Source organism: Arenicella xantha, from assembly GCF_003315245.1.
Classification (GTDB): domain Bacteria; phylum Pseudomonadota; class Gammaproteobacteria; order Arenicellales; family Arenicellaceae; genus Arenicella; species Arenicella xantha.
This window is the reverse complement of sequence record NZ_QNRT01000002.1, coordinates 845981-864718: the sequence shown is the minus strand read 5'-3', so window position 1 is coordinate 864718 and position 18738 is coordinate 845981. Positions and strand designations below refer to the sequence as shown.

Sequence of the window (18738 nt, the reverse complement as noted above, 5' to 3'; positions counted from 1 at the left end):
ATTTTTGTCGAGGCAAGTTCTGCTTGCCTCGTTTTTTTGGTTTAAGGCTTAGATGGTGCCAATGCTGATGGTTGGCGGAATTGGCGCAACGACTGTTTCGGTTTGGTGTCGGCTTCGGCGCTGGTGTATTCTGTATAAGTGTCACGCTAAGTTGTTTTAATTTTCATCCCAAAATTCTTATCGGCTTTATTACCAGCTCTATTACCAGCTTTATTACCAACGAGGGTAAATGTTTAACGTAGAATTCGTCGCGATTATTGGCTTTGCCTATATTTTTGTGCTGTTTCTAATCGCCTATTATGGCGATTCGCCGGTATATAACCGCGAACGAAACTACAACGGGAATCTTGTTTATGCACTGTCACTGGCAGTGTATTGCTCGTCTTGGACATTCTATGGGGCGGTGGGAACCGCGGTAGTTGATGGGCTAGACTACTTGGCTATTTATTTAGGCCCACTGCTGGTTTTTGTGTTTGGCTACCCACTGATTCGGCGCATTATCTTAATTTGTAAACAAAACCGAATCACCTCAGTATCTGATTTTATTTCGAGCCGCTATGGTAAAGATCGTCGCATCGGTATTCTAGTAACGGTCATTGCGGTTGTTGGTTCGCTGCCCTACATTGCTTTGCAACTCAAAGCTTTATCGAGCTCATTTTTGGTATTAGTTGGGCCGGCCGCGCGCGCTGACGCGGGGTTCGAGCGATATTTTTCTGAAAATATTTCTTTAGTCGTTGGCGCCGTGTTGGCGCTGTTTACGATTCTGTTTGGCACGCGGCATCTGGATGCCAGTGAGCATCATAAAGGCATGATCTTGGCCATTGCGTTTGAGAGTGTGGTTAAACTCTTGGCGATTCTCACGGTGGGGTATTACGCCATTTATCTGTTGCTTGAAGCGGACCGGAACCTAACTCTGCCGCAGCTGTTTAGCTTGGAATCCATGTCCAATGCGTTCGGCGGTAATACCAGCACCTGGTCAAGCTTTCTGACAAAACTATTGTTGAGTACTAGCGCTATTTTCTTGTTGCCTCGACAGTTCCAAGTAGCAATGGTCGAGGCGAGGGATCACCATCAGTTTAAAACTGCTATGTGGGTGATGCCGCTGTATTTGATTCTAACCAGCGTGATCGTGATACCGATTGCGATTAGCGGAATGGCCTTGATGCCAAATGGCGCGCCGGATTTATATGTGTTGTCACTGCCGTTGAACGCCAATAACCCGACCATTGCGATGGTGGCATTTTTAGGCGGTTTGTCGGCGGCAACTGGCATGGTCATCGTGGCTGCGATTAGCTTGAGTACCATGGTGTGCAATGAGCTGGTAATGCCGTATTTAATTAGCGTTAAACGTTGGCAGATTTTACGGCGTGACAACCTGAATGAAATCGTGCTGATGATTCGCCGCGTCGCGATAGTCGGGCTTATCGCCGGTGCGTACGGGTATTTTGCGTTAATGGATAATAATACCCAGCTGGCGAATATTGGTTTGGTATCGTTTGCTGCCATTGTTCAATTCCTACCAGCGGTGTTATGTGCTTTGTATTGGCAGCGCGCAAACCGTAAAGGTGTCTATTGGGGTTTGATTGGTGGTGCTGGATTGTGGGCTTATACCTTAATGTTGCCGACCATTTTAAGCGATGCCGTGGTCGCTGATTTGTTCGCAAGAAATGCCTTATTACATCCGCAGAAACTCCTAGGGTTCGAGCTTGGAAATCCGCTGACACATGGTGTTGTGTGGAGCTTGTCTGTCAATATAGTAATGATCATTTGGTTTTCGCTGCGTGAGCCACAGTCGGTAATTGAGCGAATTCAAGCAAGTCGTTTCTTCAATGCAGGAATGCAATCCTCAGATCACGCTAATATGCTGGGAGGGCAGTCTGGTTGGGTACACCCAGATGCTTTGCGGATTTTGGCTGAGCCAATTATTGGGGCGCGTAATACCGATGCTGTGTTTCGTGAATATCAATCGCAGCATGGGATTGATCTGACTCGGCAAAAACAAGCGGACCCGCAATTAATTGGATTGATTCAGACTGCCATCGCTGGGGTTATTGGGACTACGTCGGCGCAGAAAGTTATTTCAGACACCTTATTGGGCGATGATAACCATCTGGAGGAAGTAACCAATTTTGTCGATGAAACATCCAGCGTTTTGCAATTTAACCGGAACTTATTGCAAACAACATTGCAGAACATTACGCACGGTATTTCGGTGGTGGACGGCGACTTGAATTTGGTGATCTGGAATGACCGCTATCTCAGTCTGTTCGATTACCCAGAGGACTTAATCTATGTTGGAAAGCCGCTTAGAGATCTGTTGCAATACAATGCAGATCGAGGCGATTTTGGCGACAAGGACCGACAAGGCGCTATCGCCAAGCGACTCAAGCACTTGCAAAAACGGACGTCGTACTCGATTGTTCGTCGGCGGCAAAATGGTAAGACTATCAAATCGACTGGTGAGCCGATGCCGAATGGTGGTTTCGTGACCACGTACGAAGACATTACCGACAGCGTTCATGCGTCGGAGTTGTTGCGGCGAGCCAATGAAGAATTGGAAGATCGTGTTCAGGCGCGGACTCAAGAGCTTGAAGTGCTTACTGAGGAGCTACGACGTAATACGCGGAGTAAGACGCATTTCTTAGCAGCGGCCAGTCATGACCTGTTGCAGCCGATTAACGCTGCTCGTTTATTCGCGCATAGTATTGCCGAGCGTCGCAGCGAACCAGATGCTGTGCAGCAGTTGGTTCACAGTCTTGACCAATCTCTGGTTACCGCCAATGAGTTGTTGCGCGCCTTGCTCGACATCTCAAAGCTGGACGCCGGCGGAATACAGCCTAACCGCGTGCGCTTTGCACTAGGCCCAATGATCGACTCTTTGCTGCGCGATATGCAAGCGAGCGCCAACGATAAGAATGTTAATTTGCGCTCCAGCGTCGACGATGTAAATGTGTCTACCGACAAACAATTATTGCACTCAGTGCTGCAAAATTTGGTCTCGAACGCATTACGTTACACGCGTGCTGGCGGCATGGTGACTATTGAAACTGAGGTTTTAGAGCAGAATCTAGAGCGCAAAAGCGTGAGAATTTCAGTAATTGATACTGGAGTTGGCATAGCTGAGGAGCACCTCTCGCAAATATTCAATGAGTTTTATCAGATTAAATCCGGTGAAAAACAGCACTCGCGTGGCTTGGGCTTGGGGTTGTCGATTGTTAAGCGGATCAGTCGTTTGCTCGATCTCAATATTCGCGTGGAATCCGTGTTTGGTGAGGGTAGCCGCTTTACTCTTGAATTACCGTTGGTTGATCAAGCTGTGGTCAGCAGCACATCATCGGTAGCGCCTGCGCTCGTCGAATCCGACATCTTACGTGGTGCTAAGGTGTTGTGTTTAGATAACGACGACAGTGTGCTAACCGCAATGCAGACATTATTGCGAGGCTGGGGCTGTGAGGTGACATCGGTGTCAGGCTATAAAGAAGGCCTCCGAGCCATTAGTCAGCAGCCGTTTGATATTTTGTTGGCCGATTACCGTTTAGATTACTCCGAAACTGGCTTGGATTTTCTCTGCATGGCCACCGCCATCGACGACGCGGAGCAAGCTGTTGGTATCTTAGTAACCGCTGAGCAAGATGACTCATTGAGCTCCAAAGCCGCCGCGCTTGGGTTTATGTATTTAGCTAAACCGATTGAGCCAGCGGCACTGCGGTCATTACTTATGCAATCAGTCCGGCATTAATTGCCGGACAAACTTTCGATAATCTGGAGAAATATTATGCAATCAACTTTTAACGCCATTGTCGCACGCTCTGATGACGCGGGTTACCGAGTCGCGCTAGAGCAGTTGAGTCGGTCAGAATTGCCAGACAACGAGGTGTTGGTCAAAATAGACTACTCGACGCTCAATTATAAAGATGCCTTGGCAGTCACCGGAGCCAGCCCAATTTGCCGGCGGCTCCCGATGGTGTGCGGTATCGATTTGGCGGGTATTGTGGTTGAATCCAAGTCGTCGGCTTGGCAGTCCGGCGATCGAGTGTTGGTGAACGGTTTTGGCCTGTCTGAGACGGAGTGGGGCGGATACACACAGTTTCAATCGGTGTCGTCAAACTATCTGGTGAAGATTCCTGAGGCATTCAGTGCCGAGCAGGCTATGGCGATTGGTACCGCGGGCTACACGGCTATGCTGTGTGTGCACGCCTTACAAGATCATGGTTTAACGCCCAGTCATGGTCCTATTGTGGTGACTGGCGCGTCGGGAGGGGTTGGTTCTGTCGCGATATCATTATTATCAACCTTTGGCTTTGAGGTAGTGGCGGTATCAGGCCGTGAATCGACGCATGATTACCTTCGATCTTTAGGGGCTTCACGCATACTTGATCGAGCCGATTTGGACGCCAAGGCAAAACCACTAGAGAAAGAGCAATGGGCCGGGGCGGTGGATTCAGTTGGTAGTCGCACTTTGGCGACCTTGCTAGCGCGCACCAATCGAGAAGGTATTGTGGCTGCGTGTGGGCTGGCCGGTGGGGTTGATTTACCCAGCACGGTGATGCCATTTATTTTGCGTGGTGTGACCCTACGCGGTATTGACTCAGTGATGGCGAGCCTGGAGCGCCGGCAGCGAGCTTGGGATGATTTAGCGCGCTATCTCAATATGGAGCAGCTACAGACGGTATATAAAGTAGAGCCGATGAGTGATATTCCCAAGCTAGCGAGCGATTTGCTGGCCGGTAATCTGGTTGGGCGAATCGTGGTTGATGTTAACCGTTAACCGTTAACCGCTTTTGGCCGGTTATTATCAAGCGTTAGAGCTAGCGGATTCTCGGGTTCTTGGCCTGATGTTGTTGCGCGAATAACACTGCCTGTGTGCGATTGTTAATGCCGAGTTTTTTAAACACGCTGGTGATGTGCGCTTTTACGGTAGCTTCAGAGATAGATAAATCGTAGGCGATTTGCTTGTTTAGTTTGCCTTTACCGACCTCGATCAAGACTTTCAGTTGCGACGGGGTCAGGGAGCTAATGCGATTCGCGGCATCCGAATGTTGATCTTCTTGAGTCTGGCTTAGGTCAATATCGAGCGGTACGTGAATGTCGCCATTTAACACGCTGGTAATCGCTTGTTTTATTTCACTGGGGCTGGCTGATTTTATAATGTAGCCCGATGCCTTATGTTGAATGCAGGCGCGAATAACGTCGGATTCCTCGTGTGCTGACACCACAATAATTGGCACATTAGGATGCATCTTAGCCAGCAACGCCAAATCGGTAAGGCCATGCGAATTGGGCATATTGAGATCCACAAAGGCTAAGTCGATAGAGTTGGCTGCGAGTGCTGCGCGTGCTTCGGCATAGTCCTCCGCGTGTTGGATGTCGGCGCCTGGTAATTCCATCAACACAATTCCTGCGAGCGCTTCTCGAAACAGGGGATGATCATCAGCAATAAGCACGGTAAGGGTCATGTGCACACTATAGCGATCAGGCTTAGTACAACGCAAGGGTCGTACTACCATAGTCGAATACTCGCGACCTAGTCGAAGGCGTACACTGCAACTTCTTATAATAATAGTGATGGAGAAATCTGCCATGAAAGACAAAGCTGAGGCTTATTGGAAAGCCAACGTAAGTTTGATCTTGAAGCTGCTGGCGATTTGGTTTGTTGTGCCGTTCCTCGGCGGAATAGTTTTCGTCGACGTGCTAAACCAATTTCGACTGGGCGGTTATCCGCTTGGATTTTGGATCGCCCAACAAGGCGCGATTTATATGTTCGTGGTGCTTATTTTCTACTATGCGAAGAAAATGAGTGACTTGGATGATGAGTTTTCCGCGGGAGGTGACTGATCATGGAACTACAAACCTTAACCTATATTGTTGTTGGCCTAACGTTTGCATTGTACGTTGGCATCGCGTTCTGGGCTCGAGCCGGGTCGACGAAAGATTTCTACGTTGCTGGCGGTGGTATTCACCCGATTTCAAACGGTATGGCAACCGCAGCAGATTGGATGTCAGCGGCTTCGTTTATCTCAATGGCTGGCTTGATCGGGTTTTCCTATCAAGGCTACGGCGGCTCGGTGTTCCTATTGGGCTGGACTGGCGGCTATGTTCTGTTAGCCATGTGCCTGGCTCCGTATTTGCGTAAGTTTGGCAAGTTTACGGTTCCTGAGTTTATTGGCGATCGCTACTATTCCAAGGCAGCTCGTGTGGTCGCGGTGATTTGCTTAATCATTGCCTCGGTTACCTATGTAATCGGGCAAATGAAAGGCATTGGTGTGGCATTTAGTCGATTCCTTGAAACGACTTACGAGACTGGCTTGACAGCGGGTATGGTGATTGTTTTCATCTATGCGGTTATGGGTGGCATGAAAGGAATCACTTATACGCAAATTGCACAATATGTGGTGCTGATTTTTGCGTATACCATTCCGGCTATTTTTATCTCTTTGTCATTGACCGGCAATCCGATTCCACAACTTGGTTTAGGCAGCACCTTGCTGACCGATGGTACATACGTGCTGGATAAACTGAATCAAGTGGTGACCGAACTCGGCTTTGCGGAATACACGACCTCGACCAGGGGTAGTACGCTCAATATGTTCATGTACACCATGTCGTTGATGATCGGTACGGCGGGTCTACCACATGTAATCATTCGATTTTTCACTGTGCCAAGTGTTAAGGACGCGCGTAAATCAGCGGGTTGGGCATTGGTCTTTATAGCGATTTTGTACACCACCGCTCCGGCTGTTGCTGGTATGGCTCGACTAAACCTGATGAGCACAATTGAACCGACACCAGGTACTTACCTAGCTTATGATGAACGTCCTCAGTGGTTTAAAAACTGGGAAAAGACCGGGCTGTTAGAGTATGAAGACAAAAACGGCGATGGGCTTATTCAGTACAGCGCCGATAAGTCAGTCAATGAAATGGTCAAGATTGATAACGACATCTTGGTATTGGCTAACCCTGAAATCGCTAAGTTACCAAACTGGGTGATTGCCTTGGTGGCCGCGGGCGGATTGGCCGCGGCCTTGTCTACAGCGGCAGGCTTATTGTTGGCAATTTCATCGGCGATCTCGCATGACTTACTCAAAGGCATCATTAAGCCTGATATTTCTGAGAAGAGTGAGCTGAATGCGTCACGTGTGGCTATGGCGTTTACCGTACTGACGGCCGGTTACCTAGGCTTCCATCCACCGGATTTTGCGGCAGGAACCGTCGCGCTAGCTTTCGGTTTGGCTGCGTCGTCGATTTTCCCAGCTTTGATGTTAGGTATCTTCTATAAGCGTATGAATACCGCTGGTGCGATCTCTGGCATGTTGTCGGGCATCGGTGTGACGTTATTCTATGTGTTCCAGCATAAGGGCATCATGTTCGTTCAGAGCACCAGCTTTTTAGGTGATATGAGCCCGAATTGGTTCTTCGGTATTGAGCCGAATGCGTTTGGTGCTGTCGGTGCGCTTGTGAACTTAGTTGTGGCCGTCGTAGTATGTAAGATGACAGCGCCACCGCCTAAAGAGATTCAAGACTTAGTCGACTATGTCCGCTCACCGGTTGGTGAAGGTTCAGCGGTCGCGCATTAAGTGTTGAGCGCCGCCAGTGGCAATCGTTAGTTTGCCAACGGCGTAACAAAAGTGGCAAAACTTACCCTCCCCATATTGGTGGAGGGTAAGTTCCTTAAACCAGAGTATTTAAGCAATGAGGTTATCAACTCGGTGAGTTTTTTCAGCAACAAGCACGTCATTACCGCCATGATAGTTGCGCCGATTTTAGCGGTGGGCAGCTATTACTTAGTTGACTTATTGGTAAAAGAGACGCCGTCAGTCGCGGTTCCAGGGCAAGCGTATCCATTGCTTGCTAAATCAAATTGTCGTTTTACTAGCGGTAAATGTGACCTAGTGAATGCGGAGTTCATATCCAGCATATCGGTGACTCAGCTGGAAGACGATCAGCGCTTAGTTCTGGTTAGCAATAATCCATTGCAGCAGGTGACCGCGGGTTTTCTCACCGCCGATGGAAATGAAACCGAACCGGTGATGTTCGAGCCAAACGACGCTGCTGGTCTAGAGTGGTCTCTGCCGTTGACGGTGTCGGCCGATGCAGAAACAACCGTTAGATTGGCATTACTAGCCAACCAAGCACATTACTACGCTGAAACCACAATGGGGTTCAGCACGTACCAAACATCCTTCAATAAAGATTTTAGAAAGTAACGAGCGGAGATAATCATGAGTGAAGCAAAAATCTATCCCGTATTTGAGTCGATCAAAGCGACGACCCATTTGACCCAAGAACAATATCAAGAAAAGTATCGGCGCTCGTTAGACGATTCCGATGGGTTTTGGGCTGAACAGGCCGAGGAGCATCTCGATTGGTTTGAACGCTGGGACCAAGTAAGCGAGTTCGATTTCCATAAGGCTGATATTAAGTGGTTCAGCGGCGGAAAACTGAATGTGTCGGTCAATTGCATAGACCGCCATCTACCGGAACGAGCTAATCAAACAGCGATAATTTGGGAAGGAGATGATCCCAATGCAAGCGAGCGGATCAGCTATCAAGAATTACACGACAATGTTTGCCAGTTGGCGAATGCGCTGCGTGAGCTCGGAATCAAAAAAGGCGATCGAGTGTGTTTGTATATGCCGATGATTCCTGAAGCGATTTACTCGATGCTGGCCTGTACACGCGTGGGCGCGGTTCACTCAGTAGTGTTCGGTGGTTTCTCTCCAGAGGCGTTACGCGGTCGGATTAACGATTCCGAGTGCAAGTTGGTGATTACTGCCGACGAAGGCTTACGTGGTGCTAAACCAATTCCGTTAAAAGCCAATGTCGATAAAGCCTGCGAAGAAACACCATCGATTGAACATGTGTTGGTATGCAAGGTGACGGGTAATCAGGTCGGCTGGCAAGAGGGTCGAGATATCGACTACCAAACTATCGTGGCGAAACAGGCGACTCAATGTGAACCTGAAGTGATGGATGCAGAGGATCCGATGTTTATTTTGTACACATCTGGGTCAACTGGCACACCAAAGGGCGTACTGCACACCACCGGCGGCTACTTACTGACCGCGGCAATGACATTCAAATACGTATTTGATTATCAAGAAGGCGAAGTCTACTGGTGCACTGCGGATATTGGCTGGGTAACCGGCCATACCTATCTCACTTACGGTCCGTTGTGTAATGGCGCGACCACGCTGGTGTTTGAAGGTGTGCCGACGTATCCCGATGCCAGCCGGTTTTGGCAAGTGGTTGATAAGCATCAAGTTAATATTTTCTATACCGCGCCGACCGCTTTGCGTGCATTGATGGGCGCTGGTGATGAGTTTCTTGAGAACACATCGCGCAGCAGTATTCGCATTCTCGGCACTGTTGGTGAGCCAATTAACCCTGAGGCGTGGGAGTGGTATTTCCACAAAGTTGGTCATGGTAAATGTCCGATTGTTGATACTTGGTGGCAGACTGAAACCGGTGGAACCATGTTGGTATCGATGCCTGGTGCTACGGCAACTAAACCAGGTTCCGCAGGCTTACCGTTCTTCGGTGTAGAGTTAGTATTATTGGACGATGAAGGCCAGGTATTAGAGGGCGCGGCGTCTGGAAACTTGGCGATACCACGATCTTGGCCGGGTCAGATGCGCGGCGTTTACAATAATCCGAAGCGGTTTTACGACGCCTACTTCTCGATGTACCCAGGGTACTATTTCACCGGCGATGGTTGCCGTCGAGACGAGGACGGCTATTACTGGATTACTGGTCGTGTTGACGATGTTATTAATGTTTCTGGCCACCGTATGGGAACCGCCGAGGTAGAGAGTGCCTTAGTTTTGCATGAGACCGTGAGCGAGGCCGCTGTAGTGGGGTACCCGCACGACATAAAGGGGCAAGGTATTTATGCCTACGTCACACTAATGTCGGGGCAAGTGTATAGCGACGCCCTCAAAGCGGAGTTGATTAAGCACGTGCGAAGTGAGATTGGGCCGGTCGCAACCCCTGATATTATTCATTGGGCACCCGGTCTACCAAAGACCCGCTCGGGCAAGATTATGCGGCGAATTTTGCGCAAGATTGCTGAGGACGATTTCTCTAATCTTGGTGATATCAGCACGCTTGCAGACCCAGGAGTGGTCGAAGATTTGACTAAAACCCGATAGGATAGGAGTCCGTGCCCCACTGCGTTATAGCAGTGGGGGCATAGTGGTGGCGGAACAAACTTTGTCAGATTGCCTAAGAGCTGCGATACTATCGCCTCTAAAAACCAATATGTGATTAAGAATAACCATGTCTACCCCGCCTTGTCCTAAATGCCAATCTGAGTTCACTTATGAAGACAGAGCTATGTTGGTGTGTCCTGAATGTGGCCACGAATGGAACGCAAATGCAGCCGAAGAAGTACACGAAGTCCGTTGCTCAAATGGCAATGTGCTGAACGACGGCGATGCTGTCACGGTGATTCGAGACTTAAAGGTTAAAGGGAGTTCGTCAGTCGTTAAGGTCGGCACCAAAGTTAAAAATATTCGCGTATTGGATCCTGAATTTATTGTTGATGGTCATGACATTGATTGCAAAATCGATGGCTTTGGTTCTATGAAACTTAAGTCGAGCGTGGTCAAAAAGAATTAGTGCCTTGAGTAGCTGTATTGCTCACCGCATCATCGATTAATCTTAAAACGGATCCGTAAAATGAGTACATCTTTCTATGATTTAAGTGTCGGGTCATACCTGCAGGCAGTTAACGGTATGATTACGGTTATGAATAAAGGCATGCAATATGCCTCTGAACATAACCTTGATGCTGATAACTTCGTAAAAGCGCGTTTGCACGAAGATATGTTGCCGCTACTGTTTCAAGTAAATTGTGTCGAGCTGCATACATTGGGCGCGTTGGAAGGCATTCGCGAAGGTGTATTCTCGCCGCCAAGTACTACCGAGCCACACGATTATGCGGGCTTGCAGGCATTGCTACTGGAAACTAAAGCTGAGCTAACTAATTTATCGAAAGCCGATGTTAATGAATTGGGCGGTAAGTCCATGCTGTTTAAATTCAAGGATTACGAGCTTCCGTTCACCGCTGAAAATTTTGTTATGTCGTTTTCATTGCCTAATTTGTATTTCCATACGACCACGGCTTACGACATCTTACGTCACAATGGCGTACCTTTAGCCAAAGCCGATTATCTTGGCCGCATGCGTATCGGAACGTAACCTTAAACATCTCGCCAATCACCGTTACGCGTTTATGCCACGGTATGCCATACACCTATCCGCCGGTGTATGGCACTCGACCTTTCAAATAAAATTCAGGAGTAAGTATGTCCACTAATCTATTCGATCTTACCGGCAAAATTGCCTTAGTTACTGGCGCTAGCCGCGGTATTGGCGAGTCCATTGCTAAACTGTTTGCTGAGCAAGGTGCACATGTGATTGTCTCCAGTCGCCGCGCCGAGTCTTGTGAAGAAGTGGTTGCTGCGATCAAAGCAACCGGTGGTTCTGCTGAGGCCATGGCGTGCCATATTGGCGATATGGACAATATTACCGCTACCTTTGCGGCAATTAAGGCAAAGCACGGTAAGTTAGATATTTTGGTCAACAATGCTGCAGCGAACCCCTATTTTGGTGATATTTTGGATACGGACCTCGGAGCGTTTAACAAAACGGTTGATGTCAATATTCGTGGTTATTTCTTTATGTCGGTAGAGGCAGGCAAAATGATGCGGGACGCTGGTGGTGGTTGTATCGTTAATACGGCGTCAATCAATGGTCTGCAACCTGGGCATCAGCAAGGCATCTACTCCATTACCAAAGCCGCCGTAATCAATATGACCAAAGCGTTTGCAAAAGAGTGCGCTCGCCACAATATTCGCGTCAATGCATTGTTGCCAGGATTGACTAAGACTAAGTTTGCTGGTGCTTTATTTGAAAATGAAAAGATGCATAAGATGGCGATGGCAACGATTCCCATGGCACGACATGCTGAACCTGATGAGATGGCTGGCACGGTGCTGTATCTGGCGTCTGATGCGAGTAGTTACACCACCGGTGAATGCATTGTGGTAGACGGAGGGTTTACCCTCTAATGAAACTCATGTTCAAATTTCTCGCGCTGATCTTAGTGCTCGGTGCGTTGTATCTGACGTTGTGGCCAACACCGGTTGAACCTCAAGCGTGGGACGCGCCCAGTTCACTTGGATATGTCGGGAAATTTGAACCAAACCAAAAATTGCGCGACTTCACGGCGCTGCCGTTAACAGGTCTGCACGGGCCGGAAGCCGCCGCTTTTGACGCAATGGGGCGCTTATATGCAACGACTCATGAGGGATGGATTCTTCGTTGGTCAGCTGCTGCGTCTGAGCCTGAGCGTTGGGTTGATCTAGGTGGTCGTCCACTGGGCGTAGATTTTGATGCCGATGGCAATCTTTGGGTTGCCAATGCTTACCTTGGCTTACAGAAAATTTCGCCGCAGGGGCAAGTCGCTACCTTGGTTACTGAAACTAACGGCGTGCCCGTTCGTTATGCCGACGATGTTGTGGTTGCACCGGATGGCAAAGTCTATTTTAGTGATGCTTCAACGCGTTTTGGTGCCAAGGCATCGTTAGGCACTTTAGAGGCTAGCTTACTCGATATTATGGAGCATAGTGACAACGGTCGAATTATTATGTACGACCCGAAGTCTGGAGTGAGTTCTGTTGTACTAGATGGGCTAACTTTTGCCAACGGTGTGGCAATGGATGCCACAGGCGAGTTCTTATTGGTGGTTGAGACTGGCGAATATCGGGTTCATAAACTGTGGCTTAACGGTGCTAAAGCGGGTCAGTCCGAGGTGATTATCGACAATATTCCCGGCTTTCCAGATAATATTCATCGTGGCCTAAATGGCCGTTACTGGATTGGGCTCACCGCACCGAGGTCGGCAATCTTAGATGATCTCTCACAAAAGCCATTTGTGCGGAAAATAGTACAACGTTTGCCGGCTTCGATGCGTCCACAGGTGGGAGCTTATGGCATGGTGATAGCAATTGATGCGGACGGCCAGGTAATGGAGAATTTACATGCCCCCGATGGTGAAGTGTTTACCACCACCGGCGTCGCTGAGTCGGATGACTTTTTGTTTGTTACCAGTCTTACTGCGCCATTTCTCGCTCGTTATGCGAAAAAAGATCTACCGATAAATTAAATAAACACAATAAAATCAATCATTAATATTTAATCTTGGATATCCCAAGTGCTGGTTTGTTGCGTGTTTACGGCGAATACAATATTAACTATTGAGCTTCATTTCTAACCTGAATTTAATCCATGCAAGTGTCAAGTTAAGTCCTTTTTAGAGTTCGAGCAGGGCCTATTTTCAACGTCTACACTCCTTATCGCTGACCCTACATCAGCATTTTTTCTAACAGAAAACTATATGAGGATACCCATGAACACCACATCTAAGATTATCAAGCCTTTATTAGCTACTTGTTTGGCCACGCTACTGGCAGTGGGCAGCGGTAGTGTCTATGCCGAGCAGTCGGACAAAATGCAGCGGACTTACGTCGATCCGTTGACAGGTGAAGTTAAGCAAGCGGATAAACTACTCTCTGAAATGACCGAGGCTGAACGCTCCGCGTTGAGTAACGAAGAGTACAAGGCGCTCAAGGACTTAGAGGAAAAACTCAAAAAGCACGAAAAAATGCTCAATGCGCCAGGCGAAAACAATTAGTCAATACTGATAACCATCATACTCGCGCAGGAGCCGCGAAGCCTAGCCAGGGTAACCTTTGTTATCCTGGCTTTTTTGTGTGTGAGCAATGTGCGTCGCTGAGACTGGTTTGATAAGTATTATTGGGATTGATTCTTGAACTCAGGCAGATTCAGCCCCATAGTCAAGAACATGAATACAACAACTATTACGTGCCCAAAGTGTTTGGCCAGCAATCGCTTGCCTACTGAACGACTTGGCGATCACCCTAAATGCGGTAAGTGCAAAACTGGACTGTTCCAAGGTAAGCCAATGGTGTTGACTGCCGCTAATGTCGGCAGCTTGATGCAACATAATGAAACGCCAGTGCTAGTCGATTGTTGGGCTCCTTGGTGTGGCCCATGTCGTAATTTTGCGCCGATTTTTGAACAAGCAGCGAGCGAGTTTGAACCCCATTTGCGCTTGGCTAAGCTCAACACAGAGGAGCATCAGAGTGTCGCTACGCGGTGGCAGATTCGCTCGATACCAACACTTATTCTGTTTAAAGGTGGTCGTGAGGTGGCTCGTGTGTCCGGTGCGCTATCGCTCAAGCAGCTTAAGCAATGGCTGGCCCAGAATGGCCAGCCGGTTGGTAAATGAACGACCGCTTACAGTGATGCCAATACGGCGTTCACTGGAAACAATACATCACGGCCTAGTTGCGCACTTCTTTCAGGCGACCAGCCAGTATACGGATTGGGCAAGTCGGCATTGTCTTTAAATGGCATTTCGATCGTAAAGGATAGGGTTTTGAACTGCTCGCCCAACCAGTTGGCAGCAATTCGCATATCCGCTTTGCCGGGCTCATCTTTCGGGTATCCGTGAGTATCTTGAAAGTCTGGAGAGATCGCCATATAAGCATTCTTAAAGGTCGATTCCAGTGCGGCGTGCCGAGCATCGTAACCCAGATTCCCCTCACATCCCGCTACGAAATTGTAAGGTAATTCTTCGTCGCCATGAATATCCAAGAACAAGTCGCCACCTTCTTTAAGCATTCTTTCGCGAACTAAGAAGACTTCTGGACTGCTTGTCATCGACGGTGATTCCCATTCGCGATTTAAGTTAGCGCCAGCCGCATTGGTGCGCAAATTTCCGCGTGCCGAACCGTCTGGGTTCATATTCGGTACCACATAGAATGCGGTGTCCTGCAGTAGTTTATTCGCCAGTGGGTTATCAACATCTAATAGTGCATGAAGAAATCCTTCGACAAACCATTCAGCCATCGTTTCGCCAGGATGTTGGCGAGCGATTACCCATACCTTTCGCTTAGGCGTTGCGCAGTCAGATATACGCAGTAAGCTCATTGAACGGCCATCTAAGGTTGAACCTAAGGTTTGATTGCCAACGCGCTCGTCACTTTGAGCCCATGCTAATAGGTCGAGGTGTCGCTCGTAGCTGTACGGCGCAAAATAGGCAAAATAGACGCTATTCTGATGCAACTCGATTTCGAAACTGAGAACTCCGTCGGCATAAGTGCAAGGCGTACGGAACCAGTCTTGTCGATTCCAAGAGGTGCATACGTCGTATTCAGGCCAGCCTCCAACATAGGACGATTCGCCCGTGTTAGTAATATGGATTTTGCATACTTGGCCGACTTCACCATCAATGCGAAAGTGAAACCACTGTAAGAAATCGGCAGCATTATCTTTGCGGATCGCGAGCTGGATGTTATTGGCGTCAGTCGCGTCAATGACGTCGATACTGCCGGAATCGAATTGGTCTGAGATTTGGATTACGCTCATGATATAGCTCTTTTCGTGAAATGAGTTTAGTCAAAAAACGATAGTGTAATCGCTCGCACTCGTCATTGCGACGCCTTGTTATGGGGTATTTTTGATTAGTGGCGCAATATTTTCTTGTATAGTATTTATTGGGCAACGATGCGTTGCGTTGTGTGATTCACTGGTTTATCTAGCAGAGGACATTCGGATGAATATATTTTCAGTAGATTGGGTTGCGGTGATTGCCGCTGCAGTAATGGGCTTCGTGGTTGGTGGTATTTGGTACGGGCCGGTAATGGGTAAAAAATGGATGGGCGCGGTAGGGCTTACCGAAGAGCAAATCAAAAGCGGCAATATGGCCGCTATTTATGGTGGCGCGTTGGCGTTTAGTCTGTTGGCTTCTTGGACCTTGGCTCATACCTTTACCTCATATGCGGTGGATTTGTCTTTTACCGTGAAAGTACTTACAGCAACTGGCATAGCGGCGGGCTTTATTCTGCCAGCGATCGGCACTAATTATTTGTTTTCACAAAAATCCAAAGTCTTATTTTGTATTGATGCAGGTTACTGGCTACTTTTTTATACGGCCATGGGAATAGTGCACGCGTGGTTGAGCGCATAGTATCTAGAGTATTTAGCATGAGCTAACTATGACCAGTTATTATCAACAGGTATACGACCTGGTCAGATCTATTCCCGAAGGTAAGGTGGTTACTTATGGTCAGATAGCCAAGCTCATTGATCGGCCGCGGTATGCACGTCAAGTGGGCTATGCGTTGGCAGCTCTGCCAGCCGGGCACGATGTTCCATGGCATCGTGTGGTCAACGCGCGCGGCGAAATTAGCCGACGTGCGGTCTCCGATTATGAAGATTACCAGCAAATATTGTTAGAGGACGAGGGCGTTGAGTTTGAATTGAATGGGCGGATTGACCTGAAGAGCTATCAATGGGTACCCGACGCAAATCATTGAACGGATGGTGTGCGGGACAGCTGTTCAATAGTCGTGATTTTTATCGGTATGCCATGGTTTTGTATAAAAGAACGAAAAAGCTGCGACGTTTTAAGGCGAGTTCGCATCTTATAAAAATCGGGCGTCTAATCGTGCAGTACTCGCACGCCCACGAAAAATACACCACGTTAAATAATTATCGATAGGAACTACCATGAAATCATTTTTTACTGGCGCTATGTGCATGCCGTTGCTGTTGCTGGGCGCATGCGATCAGGCACCTGACAATAGTGTGCCATCTCAAGTTAATCCAGCTGCTGAAACCTTGTCTGTCAAGGAGGCGCCGGTGGCAATCGCTTCAGGCATTGAGCTGACTAATTTTGATACATCGGTGCGTCCACAAGATAATTTTTACCGCTATGTAAACGGCGCCTGGCTGGCAAATAACGAGATACCTGCTGATAAAACGTCGATTGGTTCATTCTATGATCTGCGAGATGCCGCCGACGAAGATGTTAAGCAATTAATCGCCACGCTAGCCAAACAGACAGACTTGCAGGCTGGATCCGATGAGCAAAAGGTTGCCGACCTATATCGCTCATTTATGGACACTGAGTTGATTGAAGCAGCGGGTATGCAACCAATTCAACCGGTCTTAGATATTATTAACGAAATTGAAGACAAAGATGGTTTGGCTAAATTTTTTGGTGAATACGGTTACCTCGGAATCACTAATCCATTGGGCGTGTGGATTGGCATTGATGCCAAAGAATCGACTCGCTACGCCGCGCATATATGGCAAGGTGGGCTAGGTTTGCCAGATCAGGACTACTACCTGAATGATGGTGAGCGTTTTGCAAAATTGCGTGATGGCTATGTTGCACATATCGCCAAAATGTATGAGTTGGCTGGGCTTAGCGGAGGCGCCGAAGCAGCAACCGCGATAATGGCGTTAGAGACCAGTTTAGCCAAGCATCATTGGACTCGTGTCGAGAGCCGTGACAGCGAAAAACGCTATAACAAGTACGCCACTGAAAAGTTAACTGAACTCAGCGATAAGTTTGCTTGGCAAACGTTCTTACAAGCGCAAGGGATTGAAGATCAAGCGACGATTATTATCAATCAACCGAGCTTTATTGAAGGCTTTGGCAAGGTGTTCGCGGCATCAAGTGTTGACGATTGGAAGCAATTCCTGACGTTCCATACTTTAAGCGCGTTTGCGAGTTATTTGCCTGCGGCACTCGATGCCGAAGATTTCGATTTTTTCTCAAAGCAGCTGAGCGGACGGCAAGAGGAGCGTGAGCGTTGGAAGCGCGGCGTGGCAGTGGTCAACAGTAATCTTGGGGAAGTGATTGGTAAGGTCTATGTAGATGCGCATTTCAAGCCTGAGGCAAAGTCTCGAATGACTGGCTTGGTGGAAAATCTGCGTAGCGCGTATGCGCAAAGTATCAACCGGTTGGACTGGATGTCGAGCGAGACTAAGCAGGCCGCTCAGGTGAAGCTTGCCGCGTTTACGCCAAAAATCGGCTACCCAGATCAGTGGCAAGATTATTCAGCACTTACAATTCGAGACAATGATCTGGTCGGTAATATCATGCGCGCTAAGAAGTTCAGCGAGCAACAGGAAATCGACAAATTAGGTGGGCCAATTAAAAAGTGGGAATGGGGTATGACGCCGCAAACGGTTAATGCTTATTACAGCCCAACCCGCAATGAGATTGTTTTTCCGGCCGCTATTCTTCAGCCTCCGTTCTTTAATATGGCGGCGGACGATGCGGTTAACTACGGTGGTATCGGCGCGGTTATTGGACATGAAATGGGCCATGGTTTTGACGACCAAGGTAGCAAATACGATGCGGATGGAAATTTACGTAATTGGTGGACCGAAAACGATTTAGCCGAGTTCCAAAAGCGAGGAATTAATTTGGTTGAGCAATACGCCGGCTATAAAGTGTTTGATGACCTTAACGTCAATGGCGAGCTTACTCTTGGTGAAAATATCGGAGATTTGTCAGGTGTCACGATTGCCTATAAAGCGTACCACGCATCGTTGCAGGGTAAGCCAGCGCCAATTATTGACGGATTAACCGGCGATCAACGGTTCTTTATCGGCTTCGCTCAAATTTGGCGCTCAAAAATAGTTGAAGAAGCTATGCGAAATCGCGTGGCGACTGACCCTCATTCACCAGGCGAGTTCCGAGCACTAGGAGCGCTCTCCAATATGGATGAATTCTATCAAGCTTTTGATGTGAAAGAGGGCGACGCCATGTATTTGCCACCAGCCCAGCGCGTTAAGATCTGGTAGCGTGATGAAATAGTTAAAGAAAGCCACTGTCACAGTGGCTTTCTTGCT

17 protein-coding genes are annotated in these 18738 nt (G+C 48.3%); 15 read left to right on the top strand and 2 right to left on the bottom strand.

The window, feature by feature from the left end; translation table 11 throughout:
• The first annotated feature begins 229 nt into the window (after nucleotides 1–229).
• Both DFR28_RS09540 and acuI read left to right on the top strand, forming a co-directional pair.
• Complete coding sequence (locus DFR28_RS09540) at nucleotides 230–3739, top strand: PAS domain-containing hybrid sensor histidine kinase/response regulator (RefSeq protein ID WP_113954096.1); 3510 nt, start codon at nucleotides 230–232, stop codon at nucleotides 3737–3739.
• Between the two features lie 36 nt (nucleotides 3740–3775).
• Entirely contained in the window at nucleotides 3776–4768 is a 993-nt protein-coding gene (gene acuI, locus DFR28_RS09535; RefSeq protein ID WP_113954095.1) for an acrylyl-CoA reductase (NADPH), read from the top strand.
• A 40-nt stretch (nucleotides 4769–4808) separates the two neighbouring features.
• Here the strand turns inward: acuI and DFR28_RS09530 are convergent, their stop codons facing one another.
• Nucleotides 4809–5507 (bottom strand): response regulator transcription factor, encoded by a 699-nt coding sequence (locus tag DFR28_RS09530; RefSeq protein ID WP_211316946.1) that lies wholly within the window; start codon nucleotides 5505–5507, stop codon nucleotides 4809–4811.
• Nucleotides 5508–5580: 73 nt separating this feature from the next.
• Between DFR28_RS09530 and DFR28_RS09525 the strand changes: the two genes are divergently transcribed.
• The 10 genes from DFR28_RS09525 (at nucleotide 5581) to trxC (ending at nucleotide 14314) form a co-directional block, all read left to right on the top strand.
• Nucleotides 5581–5835: a DUF4212 domain-containing protein gene (locus tag DFR28_RS09525; RefSeq protein ID WP_113954558.1), complete on the top strand. Its 255-nt coding sequence runs from the start codon at nucleotides 5581–5583 to the stop codon at nucleotides 5833–5835.
• 2 nt (nucleotides 5836–5837) lie between these two features.
• Complete coding sequence (locus DFR28_RS09520) at nucleotides 5838–7574, top strand: sodium:solute symporter family protein (RefSeq protein ID WP_113954093.1); 1737 nt, start codon at nucleotides 5838–5840, stop codon at nucleotides 7572–7574.
• Nucleotides 7575–7625: 51 nt separating this feature from the next.
• The gene (locus tag DFR28_RS09515) at nucleotides 7626–8204 is read left to right on the top strand and encodes a hypothetical protein (protein ID WP_147250983.1); all 579 of its coding nucleotides are present in this window, start codon (nucleotides 7626–7628) and stop codon (nucleotides 8202–8204) included.
• A 15-nt stretch (nucleotides 8205–8219) separates the two neighbouring features.
• Complete coding sequence (gene acs / locus DFR28_RS09510; RefSeq protein WP_113954091.1) at nucleotides 8220–10148, top strand: acetate--CoA ligase; 1929 nt, start codon at nucleotides 8220–8222, stop codon at nucleotides 10146–10148.
• 127 nt (nucleotides 10149–10275) lie between these two features.
• On the top strand, nucleotides 10276–10617 hold the full coding sequence (locus tag DFR28_RS09505; RefSeq protein ID WP_113954090.1) for a zinc ribbon domain-containing protein YjdM: 342 nt from the start codon (nucleotides 10276–10278) through the stop codon (nucleotides 10615–10617).
• Nucleotides 10618–10677: 60 nt separating this feature from the next.
• Nucleotides 10678–11199, top strand: a complete 522-nt coding sequence (locus tag DFR28_RS09500; RefSeq protein WP_113954089.1) for a DUF1993 domain-containing protein — start codon at nucleotides 10678–10680, stop codon at nucleotides 11197–11199.
• 107 nt (nucleotides 11200–11306) lie between these two features.
• Entirely contained in the window at nucleotides 11307–12071 is a 765-nt protein-coding gene (locus DFR28_RS09495) for an SDR family oxidoreductase (RefSeq protein WP_113954088.1), read from the top strand.
• An 8-nt stretch (nucleotides 12072–12079) separates the two neighbouring features.
• On the top strand, nucleotides 12080–13168 hold the full coding sequence (locus DFR28_RS09490; RefSeq protein WP_211316945.1) for an SMP-30/gluconolactonase/LRE family protein: 1089 nt from the start codon (nucleotides 12080–12082) through the stop codon (nucleotides 13166–13168).
• Nucleotides 13169–13411: 243 nt separating this feature from the next.
• Nucleotides 13412–13696 (top strand): hypothetical protein, encoded by a 285-nt coding sequence (locus DFR28_RS09485; RefSeq protein WP_113954086.1) that lies wholly within the window; start codon nucleotides 13412–13414, stop codon nucleotides 13694–13696.
• Nucleotides 13697–13867: 171 nt separating this feature from the next.
• Nucleotides 13868–14314 carry a thioredoxin TrxC gene (trxC, locus tag DFR28_RS09480; RefSeq protein ID WP_113954085.1) on the top strand — a complete coding sequence of 149 codons (447 nt, stop codon included), beginning with the start codon at nucleotides 13868–13870 and terminating at the stop codon, nucleotides 14312–14314.
• Nucleotides 14315–14322: 8 nt separating this feature from the next.
• Here the strand turns inward: trxC and DFR28_RS09475 are convergent, their stop codons facing one another.
• Nucleotides 14323–15447 (bottom strand): M14-type cytosolic carboxypeptidase, encoded by a 1125-nt coding sequence (locus tag DFR28_RS09475; protein WP_113954557.1) that lies wholly within the window; start codon nucleotides 15445–15447, stop codon nucleotides 14323–14325.
• Nucleotides 15448–15643: 196 nt separating this feature from the next.
• On the opposite strand from DFR28_RS09475, the gene DFR28_RS09470 reads away from it, so the two are divergent.
• The 3 genes from DFR28_RS09470 (at nucleotide 15644) to DFR28_RS09460 (ending at nucleotide 18690) form a co-directional block, all read left to right on the top strand.
• The gene (locus DFR28_RS09470) at nucleotides 15644–16057 is read left to right on the top strand and encodes a DUF1761 domain-containing protein (protein WP_113954084.1); all 414 of its coding nucleotides are present in this window, start codon (nucleotides 15644–15646) and stop codon (nucleotides 16055–16057) included.
• A 28-nt stretch (nucleotides 16058–16085) separates the two neighbouring features.
• Nucleotides 16086–16406: an MGMT family protein gene (locus tag DFR28_RS09465; protein WP_113954083.1), complete on the top strand. Its 321-nt coding sequence runs from the start codon at nucleotides 16086–16088 to the stop codon at nucleotides 16404–16406.
• Nucleotides 16407–16599: 193 nt separating this feature from the next.
• A complete protein-coding gene (locus tag DFR28_RS09460; protein WP_113954082.1) occupies nucleotides 16600–18690 on the top strand; it encodes a M13 family metallopeptidase in 2091 nt (696 codons plus the stop codon).
• Nucleotides 18691–18738 lie beyond the last annotated feature (48 nt).